This is a genomic window from Pseudomonas sp. MLB6B, assembly GCF_054508135.1.
In genome coordinates this window covers 2,135,710-2,147,923 of the sequence record NZ_CP199313.1, presented here as the reverse complement: position 1 = coordinate 2,147,923, position 12,214 = coordinate 2,135,710, and the positions used below count along the sequence as shown (strand labels likewise).

The window sequence follows — 12,214 nt, the reverse complement described above, 5'->3', positions numbered from 1 at the left end:
TGTACTTCCTCGATTAAACCAGTACGCCGGACTGGCGCAAGGCAGTACGGACTTGTTCGTGACAACCTGCGCTGAGCCAGGTCAGCGGCAGGCGGATGCCTTGCTGCATCAGGCCCATTTCCACCAGCGCCCATTTCACTGGAATCGGGTTGGCTTCGCAGAACAGGTGCTTGTGCAGGGGCAAGAGCGTTTCGTGGAGGGCGCGGGCCTTTTCGGCGTTGCCGGCGAGGGCCGCTTCGCAAAGGTCGGCCATTTCCCGTGGGGCCACGTTGGCGGTGACCGAGATGTTGCCTTTGCCGCCGAGCAGGATCAGCTCGACTGCGGTAGGGTCATCGCCCGAGAGCACGAGGAAGTCGGCAGGCACGCCTTCGAGGATGGCCTTGGCCCGGGCCAGGTCGCCAGTGGCTTCCTTGATGCCGATGATATTCGGCACGCTGGAAAGGCGGATAACGGTGTCGGCCTGCATGTCGCAGGCGGTGCGGCCGGGCACGTTGTAGAGGATCTGCGGAATGTCGACCGACTCGGCGATGTGCTTGAAGTGCTGGTACAGGCCCTCTTGGGTGGGCTTGTTGTAGTACGGCACCACCAGCAGGCAGGCGTCGGCGCCGGCATTCTTGGCGTTCTGCGTGAGGTGGACCGCTTCGCTGGTGGAGTTGGCGCCCGTACCGGCAATGACGGGAATACGCCCTTCGACGCGCTTGACGACGAACTCGATGACCGCGATGTGCTCGTCCACGCTCAGGGTGGCCGACTCGCCGGTGGTGCCGACGGCGACGATTGCGTGGGTGCCTTTTTCCAGGTGGAAGTCTACAAGTTTGCCGAGGCTGTCCCAATCCAGACGCCCGTGTGCATCCATGGGAGTGACCAATGCCACCATACTGCCCGCAATCATGTAACTGCTCCTGCCGGAAAAAGAGAGCGGTAATGGTACTGGCGCCTTCGGCCTTGTACAAGCGAAGCTGGCGGGTGGAGCATTCCCCTGGCGGCAGGATTTCGCTACCCTGCGCTCTTTGCTCGGCAGCGTGGGGTCCACTGGGCCGCCAATGCCGTTCAACGTCCGTTCGCACCCCTTCGGGCAACGCCTGGAAGTCGGTAGCCACCGGCCTGCGCACCGACCACTCATCGCTTTAGGAATGCTGCATGTCCACCCCAACCGTTCGCGAACAATTTCTCGTCATCAGCGCCTTGGGGCCCAACCCCATGGAGCTGGCCAACATCCTGAGCCGCGCCGCGTTCGACAACCGCTGCGCGGTGGTCACTTCGCGCCTGTCGCGCCACGGCGAGACCAGCGCCCTGGTCTTGCAGGTCGGCGGCAACTGGGACGCCCTGGCGCGCCTGGAAAGCACCCTGCCCGGCCTTGCCAAGAAGCACGGCATGACCATCGACGTCGTTCGTAGCGCCGAGCAGGAAGTACGCCCCCAGGCCCTGCCTTATGTCGCCTACGTCAGCGCCGCCTATCGCCCCGACATCATCAACGAGCTATGCCAGTTCTTCCTCGACCACCGTGTCGAGCTCGACGCCATGACCTGCGACACCTACCTGGCGCCGCAGACCGGCAGCAGCATGCTCAACGCGCAGTTCACCGTGATCCTGCCGGCCGGCACGCAAATCAGCTGGCTGCGCGATCAGTTCCTGGACTTCGCCGATGCCTTGAACCTCGATGCGCTGATCGAACCTTGGCGCCCGCAGAACCCGGTGTGAGGACTCCAGCATGAGCGTCGAACTCGACCAGGCCGTACCCAACTTCCAAGCCCAGGCCACCGGCGGCCAGCCCGTCGAACTGGCCGCCTTCAAAGGCCGCCAGGTGGTGCTGTACTTCTACCCCAAGGACAGCACGCCGGGCTGCACCACCCAAGGCCAGGGTTTCCGCGACCAGTTGCCGGCTTTCGAAGCGGCCAACACGGTGGTCTTGGGCGTGTCGCGCGACGGCTTGAAGTCCCACGAGAACTTCAAGGCCAAGCAGGGCTTCACCTTCGAGCTGATCAGCGACAAGGACGAGGCGCTGTGCCAACTGTTCGACGTGATCAAGTTGAAGAAGCTCTACGGCAAGGAGTACCTGGGCGTCGACCGCAGCACCTTCCTGATCGACTGCGAAGGCGTGCTGCGCCAGGAATGGCGCGGGGTGAAGGTGCCGGGGCATGTGGATGCGGTACTGGCCGCCGCGCAGAGCCTGCACCAAGGCTGAGCATATCCCCGACAACTGTGGGGGTCGGCACACCGGCCTTCCCCCAGCCTCAGGCGACCTCTACAACAGCGGCGCTACGGGTGGTTCCTGCTTGGGCCAGGCGTCGAGCACGGCCTTGCACAAGGTCGCCAGCGGAATGGCGAAGAAGATCCCCCAGAACCCCCACAATCCGCCGAACAACAGCACCGCGCAGATGATCGCCACCGGGTGCAGGCTGACCGCTTCGGAGAACAGCAGCGGCACCAGCACGTTGCCGTCGAGCGCCTGGATGATCGCGTACACCGCCATCAGGTAGATGAACTGGTCGCCCCAGCCCCACTGGAACAGCGCGATCAAGGTCACCGGCACGGTCACCACCACCGCGCCCACGTACGGCACCACCACAGACAACCCCACCAGCAGCGCCAGCAAGGCGGCGTAGTTCAGCCCCAGGCTGATGAAGGCGATGTAGGTGGCGATGCCGCAGATCAGAATCTCGATGCCCTTGCCGCGAATGTAGTTGGCGATCTGCCGGTTCATCTCGTCGCCCACGCGGTTGAGCAGGGTGCGCTCGCGCGGCAGGTAACCCGATACCCAACGCGCGATCACCTCGCGATCCTTGAGGAAGAAGAACACCAGGATCGGCACCAGCACCAGGTAGATCATCGCGCTGACCAGCAACGGCAGGCTCGACAGCGAAAAGGTCAGCGCCCATTGCCCGAACTTGCCGATCTCGCCGCGCACCGACTCGATGGCGCGCAGCACCTGCTCGTCGGACACCAGATGCGGATAGCGCTCGGGCAGCAGCAACAGCAGCGACTGCCACTTGCCGAGCATGCCTGGCAGCTCGTTGAACAAGGTGATCAATTGATGCCAGAGCAGCGGCACCAGGATCAGCAGGAACGCGGCCAAGGCGCCGAGGAACAGGGTGAACACCACCCCCACCGCCACCCGGGTCGGCACCTTGCAGCGCTCCAGGGTGTTGACCAGCCCCTGCATCAGAAACGCCAGCACCAGCCCTGCCAACACCGGCGCCAGCATGCCACCGAGGGTCAGGACCAGGGTGAAGGCCAGCACCAGCAGCACCGCCAGCACCACGGCCTGCTCGTCGGAGAAGTAACGCTGAATCCAGCCGCGAAGCACGTTGAACATTGAAGATCCTTGAAAGGCTCAGGCCTTGCGCAGCCAGTAGGTGTACACGCCGCCGTCGATGCGCTCGTCGACCAGGGCATGACCTGAGAGGCGGGCGAAGGTGTGGAAGTCACGTTGCGAGCCCGCATCGGTGGCGACCACCTTGAGCACCGCACCGCTGTCCAGGCCATTGAGCGCCATTTTCGCCTTGAGCAAGGGCAGTGGGCAGTTGAGGCCGCTGGCGTCGACTTCGGCGGCGCAGGTGAGGGATTCGGTCATGGACAGCTCCGGGGCAAAGTAGAGAGCCCGCTAGGATAGCGCCACTGGTCGGTGGCGTGTGAGCGGGCTACAGTAGACGTCTTTTACCGACGCGAGCTGCATCCATGAATCCACTGCGCCCTACCCTGCTGGCGCTGGCCTGCCTGCTGGCCGTTCCCGGCCATGCCGACGACCTGCCGTCGCTGGGCGATGCCAGCTCCTCGATCGTTTCGCCCAAGCAGGAACACGATCTGGGCCGGGCATGGCTGAGCCTGCTGCGCGGTAACGTCAAACAGCTCAACGATCCGCAGCTCAAGGATTATGTCGAGACCAGCGTCTATCGCCTGGCCGAGACCAGCCAGTTGCAGGATCGGCGCCTGGAATTCATCCTCATCGACAGCCGCGAGCTCAACGCCTTCGCAGCGCCGGGCGGGATCGTCGGGGTCAACGGCGGGCTGTTTCTCAATGCCCAGACCGAAGGCGAGTATGTCTCGGTGCTGGCCCACGAACTGGCGCACTTGTCGCAGCGCCACTTCGCCCGCGGCGTCGAGGCGCAGCAGCGCATGCAGTTGCCGATGATGGCCGCGCTGCTGGCCGGGATCGTGCTGGCCGCCGGCGGCGGTGGCGATGCCGGCATCGGCCTGATCGCCGGCAGCCAGGCCGCCGCCATCCAGGAGCAGCGGCGCTTTTCCCGGCAGAACGAGCAGGAGGCCGACCGCATCGGCATCCTCAACCTGGAAAAAGCCGGCTACGACCCGCGCAACATGCCCAGCATGTTCGAGCGCCTGGCGCGCCAGTACCGTTACGACGGCAAGCCGCCGGAATTCCTGCTGACCCACCCGGTCACCGAATCGCGCATCGCCGACACCCGCAACCGCGCCGAGCAGGCGCCCAAGGGCGGCGTCGAAGACAGCCTGCGCTATCAGTTGATCCGTGCGCGCGTGGCCCTCACCTACGAAGGCACGCCGGGCCTGGCGGCCAAGCGTTTCCGCGCCCAGCTCGACGAAGACCCGACCCTCGACGCCGCCCGTTATGGCCTGGCCCTGGCGCAGATCCGCGGCGGGCAGCTCAACGAAGCGCGCGCCAACCTCAAGCCGTTGCTGGCCAAAGCGCCCAACGACATCAGCTACAACCTGGCGCAGATCGACCTGGAGATCACCAACAACCGTCTGGCCGACGCCCAGCAGCGCGTCGAGCGTCTGCAAGGCCTGTATCCGGGCAACTACCCGCTCAACCAGGTGCGCGCCGACCTGCTGATCAAGCAGGGCAAGCCGGCAGAGGCGGAAAAGGTGCTGGACAGCCTGTTGAAGGATCGCCCAGAAGACCCAGACGTCTGGTACGAAGTGGCCGAAGTGCGTGGTCTGTCGGGCAACACCGTCGGCTTGCACCGGGCGCGGGCGGAATACTTTACCTTGGTCGGCGACTTCGACCAGGCCATCCAGCAGTTGGATTTCGCCAAGCGCCGTGCGGGCAGCAACTTCCCGCTGGCTTCGTTGATCGACCAGCGCCAGCGGGAAATCATGGAGCAGGAGCGCATGGTCAAGGACATGATGCGATAGTGCGCAGGGCTTCAAGGCCCTGTGCAAAAGACGATCGGAGCCGCGTTGCGGCCCCGCCCTCGCCCTCGCCCTCGCCCTCTACAGCTCAGGCATTACCCGACAACTTCAAACGCGCCGCCTGGGTGAAATCGAGCATGCGCTGCAACGGTTTCACCGCGCGTGGAATCAACGCCGCATCGACGCTGATCTCGTTGCTGCCGGTGCGCAGGCAATCGAGCGTGCGTTCGAGCGTGTTCATCGCCATCCACGGGCAATGCGCACAGCTGCGGCACGCCGCACCGTTACCGGCGGTGGGCGCTTCGATGAAGACCTTGTCCGGGCACAGCTGCTGCATCTTGTAGAAGATGCCGCGGTCGGTGGCGACGATGAAGGTCGTGTTCGGCAGGGTCTGCGCAGCCTTGATCAACTGGCTGGTAGAGCCGACAGCGTCGGCGAGATCGATGACCGACTCGGGCGACTCGGGGTGCACCAGGATCGCCGCATCCGGGTACAGCGCTTTCATGTCGGCCAACTGCCGCGACTTGAACTCCTCGTGCACGATGCAGGCACCGTCCCACAGCAGCATGTCGGCGCCGGTCTGTTTCTGGATATAGCGCCCCAGGTGCTGGTCCGGTCCCCAGAGGATGGTTTCGCCGTTGTCCATCAGGGTTTCGACGATCTCCAACGCGCAGCTGGAGGTCACTACCCAGTCGGCGCGCGCTTTCACGGCAGCCGAGGTGTTGGCGTAGACCACCACCGTGCGCTCCGGGTGCTGGTCGCAGAACGCCGAGAAAGCTTCGACCGGGCAGCCCAGGTCCAGCGAGCAGGTCGCCTCAAGGGTGGGCATGAGGATGCGCTTGTGCGGCGTGAGAATCTTCGCCGTCTCGCCCATGAAACGCACCCCGGCGACGATGACCGTATCGGCGTCGTGGTCGCGGCCGAAGCGCGCCATTTCCAAGGAGTCGGACACGCAGCCGCCGGTTTCCTCGGCCAGCGCCTGGATCACCGGATCGCAATAGAAATGGGCCACCAGCACGGCGTTCTGCGCTTTGAGCTCGGCGGCGATGGCGACGCGGTAGTCGGCCTGCTGCTCGGGCGTCAGGGGCTGGGGCTGCTTGGCATCAAGGTGGGCTTGAACCAGGAGACGTTCGGAAATCTGGGTCATGATCGCTGGACCTGCGGGCGCGTGTGCGCGTCAGTCGAGAGTAGCACCCGGCCCTGGCAAATCGGCTAAAGGTGCCGGACGGCTGCTGGGGGGCGCCGTCGCGGCCCATTTGCGGGCCCGGATTGTTATGGACGCCGAAGGCTACAGAGAATCGGATCAATGCAAAAGCGATATTTCTGCTGCGCGAGAGGGTGGTTCGAGCCTGTGTTGCAGCCTGATCGGACTGGCCGAGCGGTGCGGCTGACAGAGGTCCGGTCGCACGTCCTCGCCATCGGGCTGCGCAACGCCGTCGTGGCCGTTCGAAGCCCATGGGCATTGCACCCACGCGTCGCTATCCGACCCTGCCCACACAGCGGGCGGGGTCGGCGGCCCGTCAGCGTTGCGGCACCATGGATGCCAGCATCATGAGGAACTGTTCGACCGGCATCTTCTTGCCGTTGAAGTCTACCGTGCCGTCGGCGTAATGCAGGGTCGACACCACGTCTTCGCCCTGCACCGTGGCCAGGCCGCTTTGCAGCGCCATGACGCCGAGCATTTCGCCGGCCTGGCTCGATTGCTGGGCGATGGCCTGGGCGTCGGTCTGCCCGTCGAGCAATGCCTGCAAGGTGGCGAGGTCACCGACCATGGGCTTGGACAAGGTCAGCTTGCCGTCCACCAGGGCGACCAGTTGCTTGCCCAGTTGGTCGGGCGGCAGGTCGAAGGAGGTCGGGTTGGTGAAGTCGACGCCCAGCTTGAACTGGCTGGTGCCACGGGCCGTCTTGAACGACAGGTCTTCGATCTCGGCCCGGGGCTTGGCAGCCAGCAGCTTTTGCAGGTTGGCCTGGACCTGGGCACGCTCGGCGTCGCTCATCTCGAACGACGGCACCTGCTGGCCTTCGGCGGCGGCCTGCTGCACCTGCGGCAGCTTGGTCTGGTACCACTCGGTCAACGCGCGCATGGCCGGAATGTCGACGGAGCGGAAGTTGAACACCATCTGCCCGCTGCCGACGGCGCGGTCGGCGTAGGTGATGTCGGAAACCTTGTATTCCAGCCGCCCGCCTAGGCGGTCCTTGCCTTCCAGGCTGTAGAGGTTGTTCTGCTCCAGCCCCTTGAGCAGCAGCACGTCCTGTTTCGGCCCCAAGGTGGCCTGCAACTGCGACAAGAACAGGTCGAGCTTGCCGACGTAGACCATCTCATGGTCGGTCTTGGTCAGGTCGCCGCCGATCTTGAAGCCGTCGAATACCAGGGTCGCCGGTGGGCGATCGCCCACGATCTTGACCTGCAGACGGTCGGCGGTGCCATGGATCTTCACGGCATCGCCATCGCGGTCGCCTTCGACCTGCAGGCGCAGGCCGGAGAAATCGACGCTGCCGCCGTCGTCCTGGACGACTTTCATCGGCGCCACGTGCAGCAGGCTGTCGATGCCACCGGCATAGCCCAGGCTGACCTGCCCGGTCAGCGGCGACTGGCCGCCGGCGGCGTCGAACAGGGCGGCGGTCTGCTCGTCCTTGACCAGGGCGCTGTTGCTGACCGCCATGACCGGCAGCAGCTTGAACGACTTGACCCGCGACCAGGGGAATGGCCCATGCTCGATGTGGTCGTCGATGGCGACGTCGAAATTGAGCGGCTCGCTCTGCCCGCCCAGCCACAGGTTCTTGGCACTGATGCGGTAGCGCGCGTCACTGCTGAAGAAATGGCGGTCGAGCGAGACCAGCTCGGCGGTCAAGGTGCCACCGGTGCCGGCCGCCGCATTCTTGAACTCGGTGTTGGCACGCGCGATGGAGCGCTCCAGCTCCGCAGGAAGCTGTTTGCCGGTGTACCAGGCGCCGGCGACGGTGACGGCGGCGATGGCGACGGCCAGACCGCAGAGAATGCCTACTGATTTCTTCATGAATAGAACCGATTGCTGTCCATAGGGGCGACGCGGATGGCCGCGAGGGGTGCAAGAGTATGACCGCCACACCCAGCTCGGGACAACCGCCCTGCCGCTGTCGCACTGCGATGACGTTCACAGCGCAGACCGCGCCGCCCGGACAAGATTCCCGCAACGCCCGGTGACCCTCGCGCAACGCTGGCCGTCACAACACAGCCCGAGCGGATCGAAACGCGCCCTGGACAGTCAACTGCCTACGCTACCGCCCGCACTCGCTCATGCCTACGGATGCCTTCGATGCCCCCTTCGCCCGCTCCCGCCCAAGGCCGCTGCCAACGCCTGAAACTGGCCAGCAGCCGTGACCACGATACCGTCGATACCCTGGTGATGGCGGCGCGGCCGTTCGCCGACCGCGAACGCTATGCGCGCTTTCTGCGCGTGCAACACGCCTTCCATGGCAGTCTGCTGGGGCTGTACCAGGACGCGACCCTCAACCGCTGGTTGCCGGGGCTTGCGCAGTTGTCGCGCTTCGCCGCCGTGCAGGCGGACATGGTCGATCTGGGCCTGGGCGTGCCGCCCGTGCCGGCGCAGGTTGCCGTGGAGGCTCCCGAAGCGCTGGGCTGGCTGTATTGCAGCGAGGGTTCGAACCTGGGCGCGGCGTTCCTGTTCAAGCAGACCCAACAGTTGGAGCTCGATGCGGCGTTTGGCGCCCGTCACCTGGCGCCGCACCCGCAAGGTCGCGCCTTGCACTGGCGTGCGTTCGTCGAGCAGGTCGATGGGCAGGTGTTGCAAGAGGAACAAGAGGCGCAGGCGGTAAAGGGCGCGATCGCCGCGTTCGATAGCTATCGGGGGCATTTGCGCGCGGTCTTCGACGACGCGCTCGACGCCTGAAGGGGCTGGCCACTGCGCCGGCCAGCCCCCTGTCTATACGGCGAGCTTTACTTACCGGTCCACTCCTTCACGCGCTCCGGGTGCTTGGCGACCCAGTCCTTGGCGGCGGCTTCAGGCTTGGCGCCTTCCTGGATGGCCAGCATGACCTCGCCGATCTCGTCCTTGGACTGCCAGGAGAACTTCTTGAGGAACTCGGCCACTTCCGGCGCCTTGCTCGCCAGTTGCTTGCTGCCGACGCTGTTGACGGTTTCGGCTTCGCCGAACACGCCTTTGGGGTCTTCGAGGAACTTGAGCTTCCACTTGGCGAACATCCAGTGCGGCACCCAGCCGGTGACGGCGATGGAATCCTTCTTGGCGTAGGCGCGGCCCAGTTCGGAGGTCATGGCGGCGCCGGAGCTGGCCTGGAGTTTGTATCCCGTGAGGTCGTAGTCCTTGATCGCCTGTTCGGCCTTGATCATCACGCCGGCACCGGCGTCGATGCCGACGATCTTCTGCTTGAAGCTGGCGTCGGTCTTGAGGTCGGCGATGCTGTTGGCCTTGACATAGTCGGGGACGATCAGGCCGATCTTGGCGTCCTTGAAGTTGGCGCCGTAGTCGACCACCTTGTCCTTGTTCTTGGCCCAGTAATCGCCGTGGGTTACCGGCAGCCAGGCCGACAGCATCGCGTCGAGCTTGCCGGTGGCCACGCCCTGCCACATGATCCCGGTGGCGACGGCCTGGAGTTTGACGTCGTAGCCCAGTTTCTGTTTGATCACTTCGGCGGCCACGTTGGTGGTGGCGACGCTGTCGGCCCACCCGTCCACATAACCGATGCTCACTTCCTTGGCCATCGCCTGGGTAGCACCCATGGCCAGGATCAAAGCCGAACCCACACCCAGCAAACGTCGCATCTTCATCAAAGCATCCCCGCGTCAGGTCTTGTTTGAGGGTTCATCATCAACCGCTGTGGCAGGTCAACCTGCTCCAGCTACGACTCTCAACACGTTCTCAGCGACAGCACTTGGCCATTAGCGCCATTCGCTTACAAGGCCCTGCGCGATCCTTGCATGTCGAAGACGCGACGACGGGCTACGCTTGCACGGCCGACAGCCAGGTCCACGTCCGCACGCACCTCTTGTGCAGCGCCCGCCTGTGCTTGCGTACCCACCGTTCCACTTCCCACGACGGACCGTCCGATGCCCAGCCCTGCCCGTTTGCCCATGCCACTCTATGCGCTCGTCTGCATGCTCGTCCTGCTGGGCCTGGGCGCCGCGTGGCATGGGCTGGGCAAGCCGGTGGCTCTGGCCGATGCGACGGGCCCGACGCACAAGCTGCAATGCGCTTCCTACACCCCGTTCGACAAGGACCAGTCGCCGTTCGACCAGCCATTCCAGTTGCGCCCGGCGCGCATGGACGCCGACCTGGCACTGCTGGCTGAGCGATTCGAGTGCATCCGTACCTACTCCATGACCGGTTTGCAGGCAATTCCCGCCCTGGCACGCAAACACGGCCTGAAAGTGATGCTCGGCGCCTGGGTCAACGCCAACCCGGTCGACACCGCTCGCGAGGTGCGGCTGTTGATCGAAGCGGCCAACGCCAACCCCGATGTGGTCACGGCCGTGATCGTCGGCAACGAAGCACTGTTGCGCAAGGAGATCACCGGCAGCGCCCTGGTCGAGCTGATCGCCCAGGTCAAACGCGAGGTGTCGGTGCCGGTGACTTATGCCGACGTCTGGGAGTTCTGGTTGCAACATCCGCAGATCGCCCCGGCTGTGGATTTCCTCACCATCCACCTCTTGCCTTATTGGGAAGACCAGCCTCGGGACATCGACGACGCGCTGCGACATGTCGCCCGCATCCACCAGCGGTTCGTCGAGCGATTCGCGCCCAAGCCGATCTTCATCGGCGAGACCGGCTGGCCCAGCGAAGGCCGCCAGCGCGAGACCGCCCTGCCCAGCCGGGCCAACGAAGCGCGGTTCGTGCGCGGCTTCGTCGCCCAGGCCGAGGCCGGCGGCTGGCGCTACAACCTGATCGAAGCCTTCGACCAGCCCTGGAAGCGCGCGAGCGAGGGGGCAGTGGGCGGCTACTGGGGCCTGTACGACGCCGACCGCCAAGACAAGGGCGTGCTCGAAGGGCCGGTGAGCAACCTGGCCTTGTGGCCGCAATGGTGGCTGGCAAGTGGCGTACTGATGCTGGCGACCTTGCTGGTAGCCGGTCGCCCGCGCGGCCTGGGCGCAGCCCTGGCCCTGCCGTTACTGGCGGCGTTCGGCGCGGTCAGCCTGGGTTTGTGGGGCGAACTGACGCGCACCCATGCGCGTTTTGCCGGTGAGTGGGCGTGGGCCGTGTCGCTCGCACTGCTCAGTGCCGTGCTGATGGTGCATGCCGCGTTGGCCCTGAGTCAGCGCCATGGCTGGCGCGCGGCGCTGTTCGCACGGTTGCAGGGCGTGGGTCGCTGGCTGGTGCTGGCGGCAGGTTTCGCCGCGGCGGTGAGCATGCTGGAGATGGTGTTCGAGCCGCGCTACCGCAGCTTCCCGACGGCGGCGCTGGCACTGCCGGCGCTTGTGCTGTCGCTGCGCCCTCTGGCCGCGCCGCCGCGCGAATGCGCTTTGCTGGCGGCCATCGTAGGCCTGGGCATACTGCCGCAGTTGTACCAGGAGGGGCTGCACAGCGCTCAGGCCTGGGGCTGGGCCGGCGTAAGCCTGGCGATGGCGATGGCACTGCTGCGCTGTCGGCGTCGCGGCCTGCAATCTGGCGCCACGCTGCCGGGTTCAGAGGCGTCCGCGCACCAGGCGTAGACCGCCCAGGACCACGGCGAACACCGCCAGGCTGGCGCTGTACAGCACCAGTGCCGGCACGCCGAAGAGCAGCGCCAACCACGCCAGCGCACGGCCGACGCGCCCGGCCAGCCCCTGCGCCAGCAGCGCGCAGGCCAGCGCTGCACCGGCGATCGCCTTGAAATGAATCAGCCAGCCCAGCCCGGCCCGCACCCGGCACTGCCATGGCCCGGCATCGCCCATGCAGGCACCGACCCAGCGTGCGTCCTCCATAAGCGCGTAACGCACGCCGTAACTGACCGCCAACAGCGCGCCCAAGGCCAGCACAATGCTTACTACCGCGGTGCCACGTGACATGCAGCGCTCCAGAGAATCACCAGGGAAACCAAGTCCGTTTACACAATCGCTACAAATACAGCCAGCGGCAGGCGGCCCATGTTGCCTTAAAATAGCCACCGCCGC

The 12,214-nt window shown here is 65.4% G+C and carries 12 protein-coding genes; 5 read left to right on the top strand and 7 right to left on the bottom strand.

Going from position 1 to position 12,214, the window contains the following annotated elements; all coding sequences use genetic code 11:
• Positions 1 to 13: 13 nt before the first annotated feature.
• Positions 14 to 892: a 4-hydroxy-tetrahydrodipicolinate synthase gene (gene dapA, locus ACSMEV_RS09445; protein ID WP_459208154.1), complete on the bottom strand. Its 879-nt coding sequence runs from the start codon at positions 890 to 892 to the stop codon at positions 14 to 16.
• A 248-nt stretch (positions 893 to 1,140) separates the two neighbouring features.
• On the opposite strand from dapA, the gene ACSMEV_RS09440 reads away from it, so the two are divergent.
• Both ACSMEV_RS09440 and ACSMEV_RS09435 read left to right on the top strand, forming a co-directional pair.
• Positions 1,141 to 1,701: a glycine cleavage system transcriptional repressor gene (locus ACSMEV_RS09440; protein ID WP_038412467.1), complete on the top strand. Its 561-nt coding sequence runs from the start codon at positions 1,141 to 1,143 to the stop codon at positions 1,699 to 1,701.
• Positions 1,702 to 1,711: 10 nt separating this feature from the next.
• Entirely contained in the window at positions 1,712 to 2,185 is a 474-nt protein-coding gene (locus ACSMEV_RS09435) for a peroxiredoxin (RefSeq protein ID WP_459208153.1), read from the top strand.
• 60 nt (positions 2,186 to 2,245) lie between these two features.
• Here the strand turns inward: ACSMEV_RS09435 and ACSMEV_RS09430 are convergent, their stop codons facing one another.
• Together ACSMEV_RS09430 and ACSMEV_RS09425 are read right to left on the bottom strand one after the other, a co-directional pair.
• Positions 2,246 to 3,316 (bottom strand): AI-2E family transporter, encoded by a 1,071-nt coding sequence (locus ACSMEV_RS09430; RefSeq protein WP_459208152.1) that lies wholly within the window; start codon positions 3,314 to 3,316, stop codon positions 2,246 to 2,248.
• Between the two features lie 18 nt (positions 3,317 to 3,334).
• Positions 3,335 to 3,574 (bottom strand): sulfurtransferase TusA family protein, encoded by a 240-nt coding sequence (locus ACSMEV_RS09425; RefSeq protein ID WP_459208151.1) that lies wholly within the window; start codon positions 3,572 to 3,574, stop codon positions 3,335 to 3,337.
• A 104-nt stretch (positions 3,575 to 3,678) separates the two neighbouring features.
• On the opposite strand from ACSMEV_RS09425, the gene ACSMEV_RS09420 reads away from it, so the two are divergent.
• A complete protein-coding gene (locus tag ACSMEV_RS09420) occupies positions 3,679 to 5,112 on the top strand; it encodes a M48 family metalloprotease (RefSeq protein WP_459208150.1) in 1,434 nt (477 codons plus the stop codon).
• Positions 5,113 to 5,197: 85 nt separating this feature from the next.
• Here ACSMEV_RS09420 and nadA read toward each other — a convergent pair whose 3' ends face one another.
• Positions 5,198 to 6,256, bottom strand: a complete 1,059-nt coding sequence (gene nadA / locus ACSMEV_RS09415) for a quinolinate synthase NadA (protein ID WP_459208149.1) — start codon at positions 6,254 to 6,256, stop codon at positions 5,198 to 5,200.
• A gap of 373 nt (positions 6,257 to 6,629) precedes the next feature.
• Positions 6,630 to 8,126: a YdgA family protein gene (locus ACSMEV_RS09410; protein WP_459208148.1), complete on the bottom strand. Its 1,497-nt coding sequence runs from the start codon at positions 8,124 to 8,126 to the stop codon at positions 6,630 to 6,632.
• A 279-nt stretch (positions 8,127 to 8,405) separates the two neighbouring features.
• Between ACSMEV_RS09410 and ACSMEV_RS09405 the strand changes: the two genes are divergently transcribed.
• Positions 8,406 to 8,999 carry a biliverdin-producing heme oxygenase gene (locus ACSMEV_RS09405; RefSeq protein WP_459208147.1) on the top strand — a complete coding sequence of 198 codons (594 nt, stop codon included), beginning with the start codon at positions 8,406 to 8,408 and terminating at the stop codon, positions 8,997 to 8,999.
• A gap of 47 nt (positions 9,000 to 9,046) precedes the next feature.
• Here the strand turns inward: ACSMEV_RS09405 and ACSMEV_RS09400 are convergent, their stop codons facing one another.
• Positions 9,047 to 9,895 (bottom strand): glycine betaine ABC transporter substrate-binding protein, encoded by an 849-nt coding sequence (locus ACSMEV_RS09400; RefSeq protein WP_459208146.1) that lies wholly within the window; start codon positions 9,893 to 9,895, stop codon positions 9,047 to 9,049.
• A 279-nt stretch (positions 9,896 to 10,174) separates the two neighbouring features.
• Here ACSMEV_RS09400 and ACSMEV_RS09395 point away from each other — a divergent pair, with 279 nt between their 5' ends.
• Entirely contained in the window at positions 10,175 to 11,773 is a 1,599-nt protein-coding gene (locus ACSMEV_RS09395) for a glycoside hydrolase family 17 protein (protein ID WP_459208145.1), read from the top strand.
• Here ACSMEV_RS09395 and ACSMEV_RS09390 read toward each other — a convergent pair.
• The gene (locus tag ACSMEV_RS09390) at positions 11,747 to 12,109 is read right to left on the bottom strand and encodes a hypothetical protein (RefSeq protein WP_459208144.1); all 363 of its coding nucleotides are present in this window, start codon (positions 12,107 to 12,109) and stop codon (positions 11,747 to 11,749) included. The two genes, ACSMEV_RS09395 and ACSMEV_RS09390, sit on opposite strands and share 27 nt — an antisense overlap.
• Positions 12,110 to 12,214: the final 105 nt, after the last annotated feature.